General features: G+C 33.5%; 21 protein-coding genes. 18 read left to right on the top strand and 3 right to left on the bottom strand.

The window, feature by feature from the left end; genetic code table 11:
• Nucleotides 1-321: 321 nt before the first annotated feature.
• From PHI38_RS02995 to PHI38_RS02915, 17 genes are all read left to right on the top strand, one after another.
• Nucleotides 322-831 (top strand): F0F1 ATP synthase subunit B, encoded by a 510-nt coding sequence (locus PHI38_RS02995; protein ID WP_299852635.1) that lies wholly within the window; start codon nucleotides 322-324, stop codon nucleotides 829-831.
• Nucleotides 832-1,365, top strand: a complete 534-nt coding sequence (locus PHI38_RS02990) for a F0F1 ATP synthase subunit delta (protein ID WP_299852632.1) — start codon at nucleotides 832-834, stop codon at nucleotides 1,363-1,365. It abuts the gene before it with no gap.
• Between the two features lie 23 nt (nucleotides 1,366-1,388).
• Nucleotides 1,389-2,906 carry a F0F1 ATP synthase subunit alpha gene (gene atpA, locus PHI38_RS02985; protein WP_299852629.1) on the top strand — a complete coding sequence of 506 codons (1,518 nt, stop codon included), beginning with the start codon at nucleotides 1,389-1,391 and terminating at the stop codon, nucleotides 2,904-2,906.
• 10 nt (nucleotides 2,907-2,916) lie between these two features.
• A complete protein-coding gene (gene atpG, locus PHI38_RS02980) occupies nucleotides 2,917-3,804 on the top strand; it encodes an ATP synthase F1 subunit gamma (RefSeq protein WP_299852626.1) in 888 nt (295 codons plus the stop codon).
• Between the two features lie 11 nt (nucleotides 3,805-3,815).
• Nucleotides 3,816-5,210 carry a F0F1 ATP synthase subunit beta gene (atpD, locus tag PHI38_RS02975; RefSeq protein WP_299852623.1) on the top strand — a complete coding sequence of 465 codons (1,395 nt, stop codon included), beginning with the start codon at nucleotides 3,816-3,818 and terminating at the stop codon, nucleotides 5,208-5,210.
• A 16-nt stretch (nucleotides 5,211-5,226) separates the two neighbouring features.
• Nucleotides 5,227-5,619, top strand: coding sequence for an ATP synthase F1 subunit epsilon (atpC, locus tag PHI38_RS02970; protein WP_299852620.1), 393 nt, complete (start codon nucleotides 5,227-5,229; stop codon nucleotides 5,617-5,619).
• Nucleotides 5,620-5,624: 5 nt separating this feature from the next.
• Nucleotides 5,625-6,191, top strand: coding sequence for a MotA/TolQ/ExbB proton channel family protein (locus tag PHI38_RS02965; RefSeq protein WP_299852617.1), 567 nt, complete (start codon nucleotides 5,625-5,627; stop codon nucleotides 6,189-6,191).
• Between the two features lie 3 nt (nucleotides 6,192-6,194).
• The gene (locus PHI38_RS02960) at nucleotides 6,195-6,587 is read left to right on the top strand and encodes a biopolymer transporter ExbD (protein ID WP_299852614.1); all 393 of its coding nucleotides are present in this window, start codon (nucleotides 6,195-6,197) and stop codon (nucleotides 6,585-6,587) included.
• Nucleotides 6,580-7,347, top strand: a complete 768-nt coding sequence (locus tag PHI38_RS02955) for a TonB C-terminal domain-containing protein (RefSeq protein ID WP_299852611.1) — start codon at nucleotides 6,580-6,582, stop codon at nucleotides 7,345-7,347. Before PHI38_RS02960 ends, PHI38_RS02955 begins: the two co-directional genes overlap by 8 nt.
• 3 nt (nucleotides 7,348-7,350) lie before the next feature.
• On the top strand, nucleotides 7,351-8,601 hold the full coding sequence (gene tolB, locus PHI38_RS02950) for a Tol-Pal system protein TolB (RefSeq protein WP_299852608.1): 1,251 nt from the start codon (nucleotides 7,351-7,353) through the stop codon (nucleotides 8,599-8,601).
• A gap of 73 nt (nucleotides 8,602-8,674) precedes the next feature.
• On the top strand, nucleotides 8,675-9,196 hold the full coding sequence (pal, locus tag PHI38_RS02945; protein ID WP_299852605.1) for a peptidoglycan-associated lipoprotein Pal: 522 nt from the start codon (nucleotides 8,675-8,677) through the stop codon (nucleotides 9,194-9,196).
• Between the two features lie 3 nt (nucleotides 9,197-9,199).
• Nucleotides 9,200-10,108, top strand: coding sequence for a tetratricopeptide repeat protein (locus PHI38_RS02940; RefSeq protein ID WP_299852602.1), 909 nt, complete (start codon nucleotides 9,200-9,202; stop codon nucleotides 10,106-10,108).
• A gap of 42 nt (nucleotides 10,109-10,150) precedes the next feature.
• Complete coding sequence (locus PHI38_RS02935; protein WP_299852599.1) at nucleotides 10,151-10,663, top strand: peptidylprolyl isomerase; 513 nt, start codon at nucleotides 10,151-10,153, stop codon at nucleotides 10,661-10,663.
• A complete protein-coding gene (locus PHI38_RS02930) occupies nucleotides 10,593-11,402 on the top strand; it encodes a Fis family transcriptional regulator (RefSeq protein WP_299852596.1) in 810 nt (269 codons plus the stop codon). The genes PHI38_RS02935 and PHI38_RS02930 overlap by 71 nt, the downstream gene beginning before the upstream one ends.
• Before the next feature lie 9 nt (nucleotides 11,403-11,411).
• On the top strand, nucleotides 11,412-12,350 hold the full coding sequence (gene fabD / locus PHI38_RS02925) for an ACP S-malonyltransferase (RefSeq protein WP_299852595.1): 939 nt from the start codon (nucleotides 11,412-11,414) through the stop codon (nucleotides 12,348-12,350).
• Nucleotides 12,351-12,401: 51 nt separating this feature from the next.
• Nucleotides 12,402-13,094, top strand: a complete 693-nt coding sequence (locus PHI38_RS02920) for a 5'-methylthioadenosine/adenosylhomocysteine nucleosidase (protein ID WP_299852592.1) — start codon at nucleotides 12,402-12,404, stop codon at nucleotides 13,092-13,094.
• A gap of 16 nt (nucleotides 13,095-13,110) precedes the next feature.
• On the top strand, nucleotides 13,111-13,842 hold the full coding sequence (locus PHI38_RS02915; RefSeq protein WP_299852638.1) for an ATP-binding protein: 732 nt from the start codon (nucleotides 13,111-13,113) through the stop codon (nucleotides 13,840-13,842).
• Here PHI38_RS02915 and PHI38_RS02910 read toward each other — a convergent pair.
• Nucleotides 13,832-14,323 carry a hypothetical protein gene (locus PHI38_RS02910; RefSeq protein ID WP_299852590.1) on the bottom strand — a complete coding sequence of 164 codons (492 nt, stop codon included), beginning with the start codon at nucleotides 14,321-14,323 and terminating at the stop codon, nucleotides 13,832-13,834. The two genes, PHI38_RS02915 and PHI38_RS02910, sit on opposite strands and share 11 nt — an antisense overlap.
• Nucleotides 14,324-14,420: 97 nt before the next feature.
• Here PHI38_RS02910 and PHI38_RS02905 point away from each other — a divergent pair, with 97 nt between their 5' ends.
• On the top strand, nucleotides 14,421-15,131 hold the full coding sequence (locus PHI38_RS02905; protein ID WP_299852587.1) for a YebC/PmpR family DNA-binding transcriptional regulator: 711 nt from the start codon (nucleotides 14,421-14,423) through the stop codon (nucleotides 15,129-15,131).
• A 29-nt stretch (nucleotides 15,132-15,160) separates the two neighbouring features.
• Here PHI38_RS02905 and PHI38_RS02900 read toward each other — a convergent pair whose 3' ends face one another.
• Both PHI38_RS02900 and PHI38_RS02895 read right to left on the bottom strand, forming a co-directional pair.
• Nucleotides 15,161-16,408 (bottom strand): type II secretion system F family protein, encoded by a 1,248-nt coding sequence (locus tag PHI38_RS02900; protein WP_299852584.1) that lies wholly within the window; start codon nucleotides 16,406-16,408, stop codon nucleotides 15,161-15,163.
• Nucleotides 16,408-18,141 (bottom strand): GspE/PulE family protein, encoded by a 1,734-nt coding sequence (locus PHI38_RS02895; protein WP_299852581.1) that lies wholly within the window; start codon nucleotides 18,139-18,141, stop codon nucleotides 16,408-16,410. The genes PHI38_RS02900 and PHI38_RS02895 overlap by 1 nt, the downstream gene beginning before the upstream one ends.
• Nucleotides 18,142-18,144: the final 3 nt, after the last annotated feature.

The following is an 18,144-nucleotide window of genomic DNA, read 5'->3' as shown; positions in this document are numbered from 1 at the left end:
AGAGATGAAGACATCAAAAAAGACCTAGAAAAAGTAGGCTTTAATGATGATGAAATCAATGAACTTGAATCAAAAGCAAAATTAATAACTGTAAATGCTAAATTGGAAGCTTCGGCCCTGAGAGAATAAGTTATTGCGGATGCTAAAGAGTTAGCAGAGAGTAAAATAGAAGCAAAACGTGCTGAATTAGCTAATCAGTATTTAGAGTTTGAGCAATTACTTGCTCGTACTCGTGAACAGTTAAGTGGTGATTTGAAATCACAAATGCCACTGTTTAAAGAAGCTGTTAAAGCTAAATTTAGTCAAATATAAGGATGTAATGTGAGTAGAATTTTAGTATTTATGCTAATGATATCAACATATGCATTGGCATCTAGTGGTAATGCAGATACTGATATTGTTCAAAGAACGGTTAACTTTTTATTGTTTGCTGGACTTATTTGGTACCTAGTTGCAGAACCGGCAAAAAACTATTTTGCGTCCAGAAGCAATGCTATTGCTAATGAGATGAAAAAAGTTCAAGATAAGTTAAAAGAGTCAGTGTCTCTAAAAAAAGATGCACTTTCTAAAGTTTTAGCAGCTGAGAAGTTTGCTACAGATTTAGTTGGTAGCTCAAAAAAAGAGAACAAAGTTTTAAATGACACAATCATGGCACAGTGCGAGGCTGATATCGAAATAATGGTAAAACAGCAGGCTGCGCTTATGGAATTTGAACAAAGAAAAATGGTTCGAAGTGTTGTTGAAAACACATTGAGTGAAGTTTTAAGTCAAAGTGATGATTCTTTTGACAAAGAGGCTATGGCTAATGTTATCTTAAAGAAGGTGGCATAGATGGAAGAGTTGATTGCAAAGAGGTATCTCAAAGCTATTAAGCAGCGCTCTAGCGGGGAAGCAATGCAGGAAATAGCTTTGATATTTTCTATATTATCTGAAGCTTTTAATGATAAGAAATTTATTCAGATCATTAATAATCCAGATGTAAGTAGAGATCAAAAATCAGAAATTTTATTAGCAGCAGTTAAATCAGCTGGTTATAAAGATGTTGAGAATTTAATTAAACTGCTTGCTGAGCATAATCGTATAGATATAATTCCTGCATTAGCAGAGGTTATGAGAAAAGATATTGCTAAAACAAATAAAGTTTACAATGGTATCGTATATAGCGATAGCGTTGTTGACTCAAAAGTTATAACAGACTTAGGCAATGGATTAGGCAGCAAATTCAATTCTAAAATATCTTTAAAGTTTGTAAAAGATAACTTTAATGGTATAAAAGTAGATGTTGAAGATCTTGGCGTAGAGATAAGTTTCTCAAAAGCAAGAATCAATAGTCAAATGATAGAACATATTATAAAAGCAATTTAATTTTCAACGAGAGGAGACGTGTAGTGGTAGCAAAAATTCAAGCTGATGAAATCAGCTCAATAATTAAAGAGCGTATTGACAACTTTGAACTAAGTGTTGATATAAATGAGACAGGTAAAATCGTTTCATATGCTGATGGTGTTGCGCAAGTTTATGGACTAAGCAATGTTATGGCAGGAGAAATGGTAGAGTTTGAAGAGGGAACAAGAGGTCTGGTTATGAACCTTGAGGAGAGCACAGTAGGTGTTGTTATTCTTGGACCAGGCGCATTATTAAAAGAGGGTATGTCTGTAAAAAGATTAGGTCGCCTTCTTCGTGTTCCTGTTGGAGATGCGCTTCTTGGGCGTGTTGTAAATGCACTTGGCGAGCCAATTGATGGAAAAGGCCCAATTGAAACAACAGAAACTCGTTTCGTTGAAGAAAAAGCTCCTGGTATTATGGCTCGTAAATCGGTTCATGAGCCACTTGCTACTGGTATTAAAGCAATTGATGCTCTAGTTCCAATTGGTAGAGGTCAAAGAGAGCTTATTATTGGTGATAGACAAACTGGTAAAACAACAGTTGCACTTGATGCTATTATCAATCAAAAAGGGAATGGTGTAGCATGTATTTATGTTGCTATTGGACAAAAAGAGTCAACTGTAGCTCAAATTATCCGTCGTCTTGAAGATCACGGTGCAATGGAATATACAATTGTTGTCTCAGCAACAGCTTCTGAAGCAGCAGCTCTTCAATTTTTAGCTCCATACACTGGTGTTACAATGGGTGAGTATTTCCGTGATAACGCAAGACATGGCTTAATCATTTATGATGATTTAAGTAAGCATGCAGTTGCATACCGTGAGATGTCACTAATCCTTCGCCGCCCTCCAGGTCGTGAAGCATATCCTGGTGACGTTTTTTATATCCACTCTCGTTTATTAGAGAGAGCTGCAAAAGTTTCTGATGAGAGAGGAGCTGGTTCTTTAACTGCTCTTCCAATTATTGAGACACAAGCAGGGGATGTATCAGCATATATTCCAACAAACGTAATCTCTATTACTGATGGTCAAATTTTTCTAGAGACTGAGTTGTTTAACTCAGGTGTACGTCCGGCAATTAACGTTGGTCTTTCTGTATCTCGTGTTGGTGGTGCTGCTCAAATCAAAGCTACTAAACAAGTTGCAGGAACACTTAGACTTGACCTTGCTCAGTATCGTGAATTACAAGCATTTGCTCAGTTTGCATCTGATCTTGATGAGTCATCACGTAAGCAACTTGAGCGTGGACAAAGAATGGTTGAAGTTCTAAAACAACCACCTTTTTCTCCACTTTCTGTTGAGAAGCAAGTATTAATTATATTCGCTGGTAATGAAGGTTTCTTTGATGACATGGCGCCATCAAATGTTGTTCGTTTTGAAGCTGAGTTGTATCCATTTATTGAAGCATCTTATCCTCAAATTTTTGAAAATATTAGAAGTACTTCTAAAGTAGATGATAATACTAGCTCATTAATGAAAAAAGCACTTGAAGAGTTCAAAGCTAGCTTTATAGTGGCGTAAGGGATAACTTATGGCAAACTTGAAAGATATTCAAAGACAGATTAAGAGTGTTTCTAACACTCAAAAGACGACTCGTGCAATGAAGCTTGTATCAACTGCAAAGCTTCGCCGTGCTGAAGAGCTTGCAAAACGCTCTCGTCTTTATGCTGCAAAAATGAATCAGGTAATTGCCGAAATTGCTGGACGTATTAAATGTAATAAAGTTGGAGGGATCGACAATCGAAGTTTTTGCAAGCTTGAAGATCCAAAAACAATTGACATTATTTTTGTAACTGCTGATAAAGGTTTATGTGGCGGATTTAATATACAAACTATTAAGGCTGTTAAAAAACTATTAGCAGAGTACAAAACAAAAAATGTAAAAGTACGTTTACGTGGAATCGGTAAAAAAGGTATTGAATTTTTTAAATATAATGAAGTTGAACTTTTTGACTCTGTTGCAAATCTTAGTTCAAAACCTGACAAAGAGCTTTCAGATCAATTTATCTTAACTTCTATAGAAGATTTTAAAGATGGAAAAATAGATGCTCTTTACCTAGTTTATAATGGTTATAAAAACATGATAACACAAGAATTGCATGTAAATAAGGTATTACCTGTTGATGCAACTCAGTTTGAGTGTAATGAAGCAGAGAAGTCAATGCTAGAAGTTGAAGCTCAAGATGAAGAGAAGATGCTTGATTCTTTAGTGAACAGATATGCGCAATATGCGATGTATTACTCATTAATTGATTCAGTTGCTGCTGAGCATAGTGCTAGAATGCAAGCAATGGATACAGCAACAAATAATGCAAAAGATATGGTCAAGTCATTAAATGTACAGTTTAATAAAGCTAGACAAGCAGCTATAACTACTGAACTTATTGAGATAATAAGTGGTGTGGAGTCTATGAAATAATGGAGAAAAATATGATTGGTAAAATTAGCCAGGTTATGGGCCCGGTTGTTGACGTTGATTTTGATGGTTATCTTCCAATAATTAATGAAGCAATCGAAGTTAATATAAATTTAGAAGGTACACAAACTCGTTTAGTACTTGAAGTTGCAGCACACTTAGGTGATGGTCGTGTTAGAACAATTGCAATGGATATGAGTGAAGGTTTAGTTCGTGGAATGGATGCAACTGCTACAGGTTCTCCTATTAAAGTCCCAGTTGGCGATAAAGTACTTGGACGTATTTTTAACGTAATTGGTGAGACTATTGATGATGGTGAACAAGTAACTGACGCACCAATGTGGTCAATCCACCGTCAACCTCCAGCTTTAGTTGAGCAATCAACTACAACAGAGATGTTTGAAACAGGTATCAAAGTTGTTGACTTACTTGCACCATACTCTAAAGGTGGTAAAGTTGGACTATTTGGTGGTGCTGGTGTTGGTAAAACAGTTATCATTATGGAGCTTATTCACAACGTTGCAATGGGTCATGATGGTCTATCTGTATTTGCTGGTGTTGGTGAGAGAACTCGTGAGGGTAATGACCTTTACCATGAGATGAAAGACTCTAACGTTTTGGACAAAGTTGCGCTGTGCTATGGTCAGATGAGTGAGCCTCCAGGAGCGCGTAACCGTATTGCATTAACTGGTATTACTATGGCTGAGTACTTTAGAGATGAAAAAGGTCTTGATGTATTGATGTTTATTGATAATATCTTCCGTTTTGCACAATCAGGTTCAGAGATGTCTGCACTTCTTGGACGTATCCCTTCGGCCGTTGGTTACCAACCAACATTAGCTCGTGAGATGGGTGCATTACAAGATAGAATTACATCAACTAAAAATGGTTCAATTACTTCTGTTCAAGCTGTTTATGTTCCAGCGGATGACTTAACTGACCCAGCACCTGCTTCTGTTTTTGCTCACTTAGATGCAACAACAGTTCTTAACCGTAAGATTGCTGAAAAAGGTATCTATCCTGCAGTTGATCCACTCGATTCATCTTCAAGATTACTTGATCCACAAGTTTTAGGTGAAGAGCATTATAGTGTAGCTCGTGGTGTTCAACAAACACTTCAAAAGTATAAAGACTTACAAGATATTATTGCAATTCTTGGTATGGATGAACTTAGTGAAGATGATAAAAACGTTGTAGAGCGTGCTCGTAAGATTGAGAAGTTCTTATCACAACCTTTCTTTGTTGCAGAAGTATTTACTGGTTCACCAGGAAAATATGTATCTTTAGCAGATACTATTAAAGGTTTCAAGATGATACTAAGTGGTGAGTGTGACCATATGCCAGAAGGATCTTTCTATATGGTTGGTGGTATTGATGAGGCTATTGAAAAAGCTCAAAAAATGAAGTAATTCATAAAGGACTGATATGGATAAGTTAAAACTTGAAATACTAACTCCTAATGGCGTCATCTATAATGGTGAGGCTCTTAGTGTAACTCTTCCTGGTGAAGAGGGTGAGTTTGGTGTTTTAGCAGAGCACTCTTCATTAATTACGCTGCTTGAAGCAGGTGTGATTGATATAGAAAAAGAAGATAAATCAGTCGAATCAATTCTTATTAACTGGGGAGTTGTCCAAGTTGATGAGAAAAAAGTTATAGTGTTGGTTGAAGGTGCTGTGGCAATTCGTGGTGATAGTGAAAGCGCTGTAGCAAAAGCTATTAACGATGCTAAAGAACTCATTGAATCTATTAAAGATAACAATCCTGCAATAGTTGCCGTAACTGCTAGACTAGAGTCTGCTGCCCAAAGTTTACTGTAAATATAATGATTAACGAAATTATTGATTTTTATATAAAAAGTCATCCAGTTACGCTGGGTGTATTGTTTCTTTTGGCTGTGTACTTTATAATACTTAACTGGGTTTTTTTCTACAGATTTCTCTCTATAAATAGTTGGCTTGAAATAGAGAATAGATCATTAGAGAGTCTTTTAATGGGGGCTTCAACTGTAAGCACTCAATCGTATTTAAATAATTTTTTGAGATCTAGCTCAAATGTTACTAAAGATATATTATCACTAGGTTTAATAGCTGCTACAAAAGAGGCAACAAAGGGACTTTCAGTTCTTTCTGTTTTTGCATCTACTACTCCCTTTATAGGCCTTTTTGGAACTGTTGTCTCTATTTTGGACACATTTACTCATATAGGACAAAGTAGTGGCGGTATGTCAGTTATTGCTGGCGGAGTTTCCGACGCACTTGTGGCGACTGCTGCAGGTATTTTTGTTGCAATTTTTGCATATACGTATCATCAGATACTCAAGAGAAAATCATATGAATTGATTAGTTTTCTTGAGATGCAAAGCGATGCTATTATTGCTAGAAAAGCGTAATACATGGCGTATAATTGGGATGAAAAACCAGAGTTAAACATTACTCCTTTAGTGGATGTAATGTTGGTACTTTTAGCTATTATGATGGTAATTGCGCCAAATATGATATATGAAGAAAAAATTAATCTTCCCCAAAGTTCAAAAACTAAATCGTTATCCAAAATTCCGCCCGTACATATCACAATAGATAAAGATAAGAATTTAAAAGTGAACAAAGATAATTTTCAAATAAATGCATTTTTAGATAATTTTTTTCTATATTCAAAGCAATTAGACTTAAAAGCTACGGTTTTGATAAGTGCAGATAAAAGTTTAGATTATGGTGTTGTTATGTCTGTTCTTGCTGCAGTAAAGCAAGCTGGTTTTACTGAGGTTTCATTAGCTTCTAATGGTTAATAAAGACTCATATTTTTATATAAGTGGTTTTATATCACTCTCACTCTTTCTTTTTTTTACAATTATCTTCTTTATAGCTATTGTTATATCTAAAGATGTAAAAAGTTATGCGTTAAAAAAAGATGATTTTGTTTCTGTCTCATTAGATATGGTAAATGTTCAATCAACAAACGTTAAAAAAGCAATTGATAAACCGGTTGAAAAAGAGATTGAAAAACCAATAGTAAATCAAGAGCCTCAAGAAAAAACAGAAACTATACCTCAAAAAAAAGAGATAAAGATAGATGATTTATTTAGTCAAATTTGGACTAAAGATATAAAAAAAGAAGATAAAAAAATAGAAAAAGAGTTAGACAAAAGAGTGATGCAAGAGTTGTCTAAAAAAAGTCAAAAATCTACTGAAAACAAAGTTGAATCTATTAGTAGTAAGATAGAAAAAGTAAACTCAAAAGATAAAGCTGAAAAAAACTCTAAAAGCTCGACTGGTTCGGAAGTAAATGAATATTTTGCTAAAATTCAGGCACTTGTTTATCAGCACTTTTCACCACCAGAAAATTCTGAAGGTAAAATGGTACAAGCTGTTATAGAACTAGATTCATTTGGAAAAGTAATTGACTTTAGAATACTTAGATATTCTGATAGTGATAGTTTTAATAAAGAATGTGACAAAATAAAAGCAAGATTAACAAATGTTCTTTTTCCAAAAAATCCTGATAATAAATCAGGAACTTATAAAATAAATTTAATTTCGCAGGAGTAAATTTTGAAAATTATTGTTTCAATTTTATTGGTTATCATGTCTATGTTCGCAAGTGATGCTACTATAGACGTCGTAAAAAAAGCTGACACACTACCCTCTATCGCTCTAGAAGATGCATCTGTAAGTTATGATTCAACTTTTAAAATTAAGTTTTTTAAAGCACTTGCTGCAGATTTAAATGTACTCTCTATTTTTAATGTGGATAAAGCTCAAAGAAATATAGATTTTGATGCAAGCAGAGTTCTTGTTGAAAATAAAGATATGAATTATGTGTTGAGATATAAGTTAAGCCAAGATGATGCAAGAGCTCTAAATGTTGAGATGAAACTATTTAGTAAAGATGGTATTGTATTTAACAAAAATTATAAAGTTAATAGTTCTGATATATATATGTTTGTTGCTCACACAATAGCATATGATATCAATAACTTTATGGGAGAAGGTCCAGTTGAATGGATGAAAAGAAAAGTAATTTTCTCAAGAATGATTTCCCCTCAAAGAAGTGAGTTAGTTGTTACTGATTATACTTTAACATATCAACACGTTATCGTAAAAGGTGGCTTTAATCTTTTTCCTAAATGGGCTAATAAAGAGCAGAATGCATTTTACTACACATCTTTAAATGAAACAAAACCAACCTTAAAACATATAGATTTAAGAACTGGAAAAAGTAAAACTATAAAATCATCAGATGGAATGATGATATGTTCTGACGTCAATGAGGATGGATCAAAGTTACTTTTAACAATGGCACCAAATGGTCAACCAGATATTTTCTTATATGATACAAAAACAAAAGGTGCTAAAAAGTTAACTAACTTTGGCGGAATAGATGTTAGTGGACAATTTATGGAAAATGACAAGATTGTTTTTGTTTCAGATAGACTTGGATATCCAAATATATTTTCTTTAAATATAAATACAGGCAGCGTTGAGCAGGTAGTTTATTATGGAAAAAGTAATTCAGCGTGTAGTGCTTATGGTAAATATGTAGTCTATAAAGCAAGAGAGAGTTCTGATTCCTTTTCAAATAATACATTTAATCTACATTTAGTTTCAATGGAAAGTGATTCTATAAGAAGACTTACAGCTGTTGGCGTAAATGAATTTCCTAAATTTTCTGTGGATGGAGATGCAATAATTTTTGTAAAGAATTATCAATCACAGAGTTCTGTTGGTATTATAAGATTAAATCATAACAAGAATTTCCTCTTTCCACTACAGTTTGGGAAGATTCAGTCAATTGATTGGTAATATATTTATATTATAAATAAAAATTAATTTTATTTTGGTATACTTTCGAAAATAAAACATAAGGTAGTAAATGATGAAAAGTATAGTTCTTGCAAGTGCTGTAGCAGCACTTTTGGTTTTAAGTGGATGTGGGGATAAAAATCCTCAAGTTGATGCTAATGATGGTGCTGCTGTTTCAGAACAAGCTGCTCCTGTTGCTCCAGTACAAGCTTCTACTGATAGTTCAGAGACAGCAGCTGAGTATATGGCAAGAATAGAAAAAGAGTTAAAAACAATCTATTTTGATTTTGACAAATTTAGTATCAAATCTGATATGCAAGCGGATCTTTCAGCTGATGCTGCAGTTGCAAACGCTAACGCAAGTAAATTTCAATTAAAACTTGAAGGTAATTGTGATGAGTGGGGTAGTGATGAGTATAACTTTGCACTTGGTTTAAAAAGAGCAGAGAGTGTTAAAAAAGCTTTAGTTGCTGAGGGTGTTAATGCTGATCGTATTTCTATGGTAAGTTTTGGTGAGAGTAGTCCAGTTTGTACAGACAAAACAAAAGAGTGCTGGGCACAAAATCGTAGAGTTGACTTTAAACTTTTACCATAATTAATGAAAAGTTGTAGAGTAGTTGCTTTATTTGCAATAACCTTATATACACACTTACTAAGTGCCGAACCATCTGCGTTCGGTGCTGGTGACCTAAATAATCCAAATCCTTATGGTCTCTCTTCCACTGAGACTACACTACTTGAAACTAAAAAAAATCTTCAAAAAGTTGTTGTAAAAAGTAATAATCAAGCAAACGAAGTTGACTCTTTAAGAGAAAGAATTGATGGACTTCAAACAATAATTGAAAATATAAGTGCTACAAGTCGCGAAAATAAGCTTAAATTAAAATCACAAGAAGATGGTGTAAATAATAAGAGTGAATATGACAAACGTGTTGCAGAATCAATCCAAGTAAATAGCAAAGATATTGAAAAAATAAATCTTCAGCTTGCTGAGATCTCTAAGCTTATTGATCGCATCAATAAGACTTATGTTACTAAAGATGAGTTTAATTCATTGGTAAGTGATGTTAATAAGTTTAAAGATCTGCTAGCAAAAGAGCTTAAAATAGCTCCAAAATCAAAAAATATCCAGAGCAAAGAGCTCTCAAATGCAGAGATAGATACAAAAGCAAAAGATTTTTATAATAAGAAACTATACAAAGAGTCCAGAGAGCTTTATAAAGAGCTTATATCAAAAAGCTACAAGCCTGCATATTCTCATTATATGGTTGGAGAAATTGAATACTATACTAATAACTATTCTGAAGCAATAGCGTACTTTAAAAACAGTGCAACTCTTTACGATAAAGCAACTTATATGCCAACGCTTCTTCTTCATACTGCTATATCTATGGAAAAAAGTAATGATAAAAAAAATGCTAAAATATTTTATAATGCTGTAATGAGCCAATATCCTGATAGTTCTCAAGCTGGTATTGCAAAAAAGAAATTAAGCTCAATAAAATAATAGTTAGATAAAATCTGAAAAATAAATTTAAAGGCAAATAATATGGCAATACAAAAAGATCAAATCGTATCAATTGAATACGAAGTGAATGACGGAACTAAAGTAGTAGATAGTAACATTGGTGGATTGCCACTTGTCTTTATGTTTGGAAGAGGTCAAATCATTCCAGGTTTAGAGAATGCGATTACCAACATGTCTATTGGAGAAAAAGCAGATGTAGTTGTTAAAGCAGAAGATGCTTATGGTGAGTATGATGCAGCGGCTAAGCAAGAAGTTCCAAAAGATCAATTTGCAGGGATTGATTTAGAGATTGGAATGAGTCTATATGGACAAGGCGAAGATGGTGGTACTGTTCAAGTTGTAGTACAAGAAATTGGTGATGAGAATGTCATTATAGATTTTAATCATCCTTTAGCTGGTAAAGAGTTGTCTTTTTTAGTTATTGTAAATAATATTAGAGAAGCATCTGCAGAAGAGTTGATGAGTGGCATTCCAGCAGAAAATCAACAAGATGATTGTTGTGGCACTGGTGGTGGCACGGGTTGTGGATGCTAAAAATATAGCAGCTTCTGCCTCTTGGGCACAAGCATTTAAAACAGCCACTCTTTTAAAAACACTTAGTGTAAATGCTCTAATAATAGGAGAAGAAGGTGTTGGAAAAAAGAGCCTGGCTAGCTACATTCTTCCAGATGCAACTATTTTGGATGCATCAAATTATGAGGAACTATTACTTGCTCTTGAGAGTAACAATAGTATCATAATTACAAATTTAGAAAATTCGCCAAATATCAAAAAAATTTTTGAACTTATTACGCTAAAGAATATAAGAGTAGTTGCAACTGCATCTAATCTATATAAAAATGAAATAGTTGATAAAGTTTTTAGTATTAAGCTTGATATTCCATCATTAAAAGAGAGACCTGAAGATGTTGATATTTTAATTGATAAATATATTAACGAGGCTGCATCTCTTTTTGGCCAATCAGAAACACTTAAAATTAGCAATATTAATCCTGACTTGAGCAGAAATTCGTACTCGCTAAAAAAGCAGGTGGTGATACACTATTTGCTTCAAAATATTGGTGAGAGAGAGTTAATGGATATTATTGAAAAGTATCTTTTTGAAAAACTTGGCTCAAACAATGATTATAAAAACTTTTTACATATTTATGAAGTACCCCTAATAAAAGCGGGACTTCATAAATTTAAATCACAATTACAGCTATCAGATAAGCTTGGGTTGAATAGAAATACATTAAGAAAAAAAATATCTGAAAATTCTAAATACTTCTAAAGGATACATATGAAAAAAATAGCTATGATTTTTGCTGGACAAGGCTCACAAGCAACTGGAATGGGCAAGGATTTTTATGAAAATTCACAACTAGCAAAAGAGATGTTTGAAGAAGCTGGAAAAAGAGTTGGACTTAATTTTGATGAGTTAATATTTGGTGAGCATGATCTGCTTGGTCAAACTGCATATACACAGCCAGCTATACTTCTAATCCAGATAATTGCTTATACTCTATTTAAAGAAAAATGTCCGGATATTAAAGCAGAACTGTTTTTAGGACACTCTTTAGGTGAGTTTTCAGCACTGTGTGCAAGCGGAGCAATTGATTATGTAGATGCTGTTGAACTTGTTCATAGACGTGGACAACTTATGCAAGATGCATGTGCTGATATTGAAGCTGGTATGATGGTTGTTATGGGTCTTGATGATGAGAGTGTTGAGAAGATTTGTAAGGATGCTCAAAAAGAGAGTAAAAAAGTTTGGCCAGCAAACTATAATCAAGATGGACAACTTGTTGTTGCTGGTATGAAAAATGACTTGGCTTCACTAGAGCAGACCTTTAAAGATGCTGGTGCTAAACGCGCATTATTATTAAATATGTCAGTGGCAAGCCATTGTGAACTTCTCTCACCTGCTCAAATTCCTTTAAGAAGTTTAATGGAGAGTATGATACATGATAGTTTTGAAGCTCCAATAATCTCAAATGTAACAACTAAGCCTTACAGAACTAAGGACGAGGCAGTAGAACTTTTAACTGAACAGTTAGTAAAACCAGTTAAATATAAACAATCTATTTTAGAGATAGCTAACAAGGTTGATATTGCCATTGAGTTTGGTAATGGGGCAACTTTAAAAGGGTTAAATAAAAGAATAGCTCCTGATCTTGAGACATATACTATCTCGGATATGAAATCTTTACTTGAAGTAGTTGAACAAATCTGTAACTAGTATAAGAAACACTTTTAGAATAACTAAGATATTTGTAATATAAGGAAAAAAATGAAAATAGCGATAATGGGTGCAATGCCAGAGGAAATCTCTCCAATATTAGAAAAAATAGGCTCATATAAGACAACAGCTTATGCTGGGAATAAATATTATGAGGCGACATATAAAGGCGTGGAGCTAGTTATCGCTTATAGTAAGATTGGAAAGGTATTCTCAACTCTTACAGCGACAACTATGATAGAACATTTTGGAGCTACAAAACTGCTTTTTTCAGGAGTTGCTGGTGCTATTTCTCCTAGTTTAAAAGTTGGAGATCTTATAGTTGCTACAAAACTATCTCAACACGATTTAGATATTACCGCTTTTGGACATCCGTATGGTTATGTTCCTGAAGGCGCTGTTTTTGTTGAAGCTGATAAAGATATGATTGAATTAAGTAAAGTTGTTGCTTCAGAGATGGGTAAAAGTATTCAAGAGGGAATTATTGCGACAGGTGATCAATTTGTAGCTAATGAGGAACGAAAGAACTGGATAGGAAGCACATTTAACGCGGATGCTCTTGAAATGGAAGGTGGGAGTGTTGCAGTTGTTTGTAATGCGCTAAATATTCCATTTTTTATCCTTCGCTCAATTAGTGATGCAGCTGATATGGATGCTAGTTTTAGTTTTGATGAGTTTTTAGAGAGTAGTGCGCAAGAGAGTGCCGAATTTATCATAAAAATGGTTGATAAGCTTGTCAATTAAAATTTCTAAAAAAATTATGTCGAAGCTTGGCAAGACAAATGCACAGTTCAACTTAATAGAAGAGGGCGATAAGATTTTAGTTGGTCTTAGTGGTGGTAAAGATTCACTCACACTAATACATGCATTAAAAGAACAGCAACGTCGCGCTCCATTTAAGTTTGAATTTATTGCAGTGACTGTCTCTTATGGGATGGGAGAAAATTATGAAAAATTAAAAGCTCACTGCAAAGAGCATGATATAGCGTATGAGATTTATGATACAAATATTTATGATATTGCAGAAGATAAAATAAGAAAAAATTCGTCATTTTGTAGTTTTTTCTCAAGAATGAGAAGAGGTTCACTATATAGTGCCGCTGAAAAGTTTGGATGTAATAAATTAGCACTTGGTCACCATATGGATGATGCAGCTGAGAGTTTTTTTATGAACTTTATCTATAACGGGCAGCTTAGAAGTCTTGCTCCAAAATACAAAGCAGATAGAGGAGTGACAGTTATTCGCCCTCTTATAGAGATGAGAGAGCGCCAGTTAGAAGCATTTGCTCGTGATAATAATATAGAAACAATTGGTGATGAGGCTTGTCCATCCATGAGGTTTGATATAAAAATGCCTCACGCAAGGGCGACTACAAAAGAGATGCTATCTAAGATGGAAAAAGAGTTTCCAACCCTCTTTACAAGCCTTAATGCTTCATTTAAAAATATCTCAAAAGAGAGTTTTTTTGATAAAGAACTTTTTAATATTTAGATCCAATACCCTCTTCATCCTTTGCAATTTGTGATTTTTTCTCATGAAGAGTCTCTTCTTTTATAGATTTTAAAAACTCTATTATATTTTTTTGATAAGCAAGAGTATCACTATTATGTGAGATATTTAAGAGTGGTTCTAAAGATTCTACATCTATTTTCTTAGCATATCTTGGTGATAGCTTTAACTCTTTTTGAATATTTGAAACAAGAGTGTCTATATCAAGGCCATTATCTTCTTTAACTCTTAGAACAAGTTCTTTTGTTAATAACATAAGTATATTGGCTCTATCTTCATCATTTTTGTATATATTCATACCTATGTTTTTGACAATGGTGTAATTATCTGGTTTAATTTCTTCATTTGCCAAAATGATTAGTGCCAATATCTTTGCTCTAAATTCTAGTGAGCCGTGATGGTGAACAAAAAGCTCACGAAAGGCATTAAAAAAATGGTTTTTGATCCTAAAATTAGAGAACATTTAAATTCCTACTGCATTGTATTATGCTATTATACATTTTTGATTTTAAAATCAGTCTAAATATAAAATAACATATATAACAGGTAAGGAAAAGTCTATGGGAAGAGCCTTTGAGTATAGAAAAGCATCGAAATTAAAAAGATGGGGAGCAATGTCAAAACTGTTTCCAAAACTTGGAAAGATTATTACAATGGCTGCAAAAGATGGTGGTGGTGACCCTAGTATGAATGCTAGACTTAGAACAGCAATCATTAATGCAAAAGCTGAAAATATGCCAAAAGATAATATTGAAGCAGCTATTAAAAGAGCTTCTTCTAAAGATACTGCTAGTATGTTAGAGGTAAGTTTTGAAGCAAAAGCTCCTCATGGAGTTCAATTTTTTATAGAGTGCATGACTGATAATAATACAAGAACGGTTGCAAATGTAAAAAATATATTAACAAAACATGGCGCAGAGATGCTTATAAAAGGCTCTTTAGAGTTTATGTTTGATAGAAAAGCCATCTTTGAATTTGCATTAAAAGATGCCATGGATCTTGAAGAGTTAGAACTTGAGTTGATTGATGCTGGGCTAGAAGAAATAGAAGAAGAAGAGGGTGTAGTTATTATATCAGCTGATTATAAAAGCTTTGGCTCAATTAATAGCGCTTTAGAAGATATGGGTATAGAGATTATAAAAGCAAATCTAGAGAGAATGTCAACTTCTCCTATATCACTTACGCAAGAACAACAAACAGATATAGACAAAATAATAGATAAATTAGAAGATGATGAAGATGTTCAAAAAGTGTTTACAAATATAGCTTAAAGATAATTTATGAGCAAGTAGAATTTTTTCTACTGTTTGCCCATAACTGCGTTACCCATATCCCACATCGGTAAAAATATACCAAGAGCAAGTAGTAAAACCATACTAGCAATAATAAATAGCATAATTGGCTCAATTGATTCTGATAAGCCATCAATGATTGCATCAAATCTCATCTTGTAGTATTCTGCTACTTTTCCTATCATTGTGTCTAGCGTACCACTATCTTCTCCAGCACTTATCATTTGAATAATCATATTTTCAAAAAGCTTTGTATCTTCTAAACCTACATGCAAAGAAGAACCTTTCTCAACTGCAAATCTAACAGAAGAGAGCTTGTTTTTTAGAGGAAGATTGTCAATCATAGATATTGATGTCTCAAGTGCTTCAGCTATTGGAATACCAGCACGAATTAGTTCTGAGAAAACAAGAGTAAACCTGCTTAGTGTTGCATACATAATGATATTTTTAATCAAATATGTTTTTAGTAAAACTTCATGCCAGCCATATCTTATGTTCTGGTAATTAGTTATTAGGTATTTAAAAACAACAAAGCTTATAAATAGTATAGCTAGTACATAAAGTCCATAATTATTAAAAATATGTTCTAATTTTAATAAAATAAGTGTTGGCAGAGGAAGATCTGCATGTAACTTTTCAAACATAGTTTTAAAGTTTGGAACAACATAAGAGATTAGGATAACAAAGGCAACTGCCATAGCTATCATTACATTTCTTGGGTACGCCATGGCTTTTTTAAACTTAACAACATTAGCGCGAATCTCCTCAAGCATATTAGCAAGAGAATATAGTGCATCATCAAGATTACCTGTTTTTTCTCCAAGTTGAACCATTGCAATTGCAAGATTTCCTAGCTCAAAACGGAAGTTGTTCATTGATTTTGATAGTGAATGCCCAGAGTTGATATCTTCTGCTAGTTTTCCAAAAACAAGTTTTAGTGTTTCATCTGTTGTTGATTTAGATATTTCGCTAAGTGAATCATAGATAGAGATACCAGCATTTGTCATAACGGCTAGTTGCCTAATAGATGCAATTAAAGCATCTTGTTTTATCTTCCTTTTTTTTATATTGCTCAGTAAATTTGTTTTAAATCTCTTTAGCTGTGCTTCAAGAGGCTCTGCCTCTTCTGATACTTTTAGGATAATCCCTGAGTACTTTAATTTCACGAGTTCATTAGCTTGCTTTCTGTCTTCAGCATACATTCCAATTTGCTCTTTTTTACCTTTTGTTAGTATAGTTGCTACAAAGTACTTCATTATTTAGCCACCCTTAAAATTTCTTCTATACTTGTAATCCCTGCAAGAGCTTTGTCTATACCGTTTTGAAACAGTCCTACAAATCCATCTTCAACCGCTTGAGTGTGTATAAGTTCAACTGATGCATTTTTTGCAATAAGAGATGAGATTTTTTCATTAACAACTAAAACCTCACAAATCATCTCTCTTCCCATATATCCCGTCTCTTTACACTCTCTGCACCCTTTGCCAATATAAAACTTACTATCAACAGGAGCTAAACCTCTTAACTCTTCTAAAACAGATGCTGAAACTTTTTCTTCTGTTTTACAATGAAGACAAATTTTTCTTACAAGTCTTTGCGCTTGTATAGCAACCAAAGAACCACTTATAAGATAAGGAGCTATTCCCATATCTACCATACGAGTAATTGCACTGATAGAGTCATTTGTATGCAGAGTTGATATAACTAAGTGACCAGTTAAAGCAGCTTTTACAGCAATTTCTAACGTTTCTGAGTCACGGATCTCACCAATCATTATCTTATCTGGATCTTGTCTTAAAATTGACCTAAGAGCAGCTGCAAAAGTAAGGCCTACTTTTGGGTTTACTTGTACTTGCTGGATTAGGTTCATTCTATACTCAACAGGGTCCTCAACAGTTATTACCTTATCTTCTACGTTTCTTAGCTCATTTAGAGCACCATAAAGTGTAGTTGTCTTTCCACTTCCAGTTGGTCCCGTTACTAGTATGATACCATATGGAGTTTGGAGTGATTTTAAAAATTTTTGATAACTAAATGGATCCATTCCAGCATCTTCTAATTTAACAAGAGCTTTTTGTTTATCTAGAACCCTCATAACTATTGATTCACCATATAAAATAGGCAGTGTAGAGATACGAAAGTCATATTCTCTTGGGCCAACCATTGTAGAAAAACGACCATCTTGAGGTTTTCTTTTCTCCGCGATGTCTAGATTTGCTAGTAGCTTGAGCCTAGAAGCAAGAGGAGGATAAATATCTTTTTCAAATATAAAGATTTCAACTAATTTACCATCAATACGTGTTCTAACAACACAGTTTTTCTCAGTTGGTTCAATATGCACGTCACTGGCACGATCTTTAATACATGCACTTAAGATAACATCAATTAAAAGAAGTATAGATGAAGCTTCTTGTTGCTCTTCTAATGAACTTATAGAGTTTAATTCATCACGAATTTTTTTAACAAGTCCTTTTATACTATCTTTTAACTCTACTTTAAAAAGATATGAATCAAGCTGTCGTTTTGTAGCCACTGCAATTTTAATTGGTTTTTTTGGAAAAAGCCTTTGTACTGACTCTTGAGCTTCTATATTTAACGAATCATAAAAAGCTACTGTTACACTTAAATCATCCTCTGAAATTGGAAATGCATAATATTTTTTTAGTTGTGTAAGTGAAACTTTTTCAATAAGTCTATAATCCACATCAATTGAATCTAAATCTAAAAATTGAATATTTAATTTTTGAGCTAACTTTACAAGAACATCTTTTTCTTGAATATAGTCATAGTTATTTATAATTGATAGGTGATACTCCCCAGATTGAATTTTATCTACAATAAACCGTACAAGCCTATCCATAGTCATAAATCCAGATATTGTAATATCTCTGAGTATTAAGTTGCCATCAAGCCCTTTAGAAATTAACCTATCAACCTGGCTCTTCATAATGGAGCCATTTGCCAATAAATCTAATGTAATTCTGTCCATTAT

The sequence above is a fragment of the Sulfurimonas sp. genome, from assembly GCF_028694895.1.
In the GTDB taxonomy this organism is placed as follows: domain Bacteria; phylum Campylobacterota; class Campylobacteria; order Campylobacterales; family Sulfurimonadaceae; genus Sulfurimonas.
The sequence above is the reverse complement of the archived record's forward strand: the minus strand, read 5'-3'. Positions and strand labels throughout refer to the sequence as shown.

Bases quoted from the DNA above. Each gene is read 5' to 3' on its own strand.
- atpD (WP_299852623.1), top strand. From the start codon at position 3,816: ATGATTGGTAAAATTAGCCAGGTTATGGGCCCGGTTGTTGACGTTGAT.
- PHI38_RS02940 (WP_299852602.1), top strand. From the start codon at position 9,200: ATGAAAAGTTGTAGAGTAGTTGCTTTATTTGCAATAACCTTATATACA.
- PHI38_RS02965 (WP_299852617.1), top strand. From the start codon at position 5,625: ATGATTAACGAAATTATTGATTTTTATATAAAAAGTCATCCAGTTACG.
- PHI38_RS02905 (WP_299852587.1), top strand. From the start codon at position 14,421: ATGGGAAGAGCCTTTGAGTATAGAAAAGCATCGAAATTAAAAAGATGG.
- PHI38_RS02900 (WP_299852584.1), bottom strand. From the start codon at position 16,408: ATGAAGTACTTTGTAGCAACTATACTAACAAAAGGTAAAAAAGAGCAA.
- PHI38_RS02920 (WP_299852592.1), top strand. From the start codon at position 12,402: ATGAAAATAGCGATAATGGGTGCAATGCCAGAGGAAATCTCTCCAATA.
- atpC (WP_299852620.1), top strand. From the start codon at position 5,227: ATGGATAAGTTAAAACTTGAAATACTAACTCCTAATGGCGTCATCTAT.
- PHI38_RS02960 (WP_299852614.1), top strand. From the start codon at position 6,195: ATGGCGTATAATTGGGATGAAAAACCAGAGTTAAACATTACTCCTTTA.
- PHI38_RS02935 (WP_299852599.1), top strand. From the start codon at position 10,151: ATGGCAATACAAAAAGATCAAATCGTATCAATTGAATACGAAGTGAAT.
- fabD (WP_299852595.1), top strand. From the start codon at position 11,412: ATGAAAAAAATAGCTATGATTTTTGCTGGACAAGGCTCACAAGCAACT.
- pal (WP_299852605.1), top strand. From the start codon at position 8,675: ATGAAAAGTATAGTTCTTGCAAGTGCTGTAGCAGCACTTTTGGTTTTA.
- PHI38_RS02915 (WP_299852638.1), top strand. From the start codon at position 13,111: ATGTCGAAGCTTGGCAAGACAAATGCACAGTTCAACTTAATAGAAGAG.
- PHI38_RS02895 (WP_299852581.1), bottom strand. From the start codon at position 18,141: ATGGACAGAATTACATTAGATTTATTGGCAAATGGCTCCATTATGAAG.
- atpG (WP_299852626.1), top strand. From the start codon at position 2,917: ATGGCAAACTTGAAAGATATTCAAAGACAGATTAAGAGTGTTTCTAAC.
- PHI38_RS02990 (WP_299852632.1), top strand. From the start codon at position 832: ATGGAAGAGTTGATTGCAAAGAGGTATCTCAAAGCTATTAAGCAGCGC.
- PHI38_RS02955 (WP_299852611.1), top strand. From the start codon at position 6,580: ATGGTTAATAAAGACTCATATTTTTATATAAGTGGTTTTATATCACTC.
- PHI38_RS02910 (WP_299852590.1), bottom strand. From the start codon at position 14,323: ATGTTCTCTAATTTTAGGATCAAAAACCATTTTTTTAATGCCTTTCGT.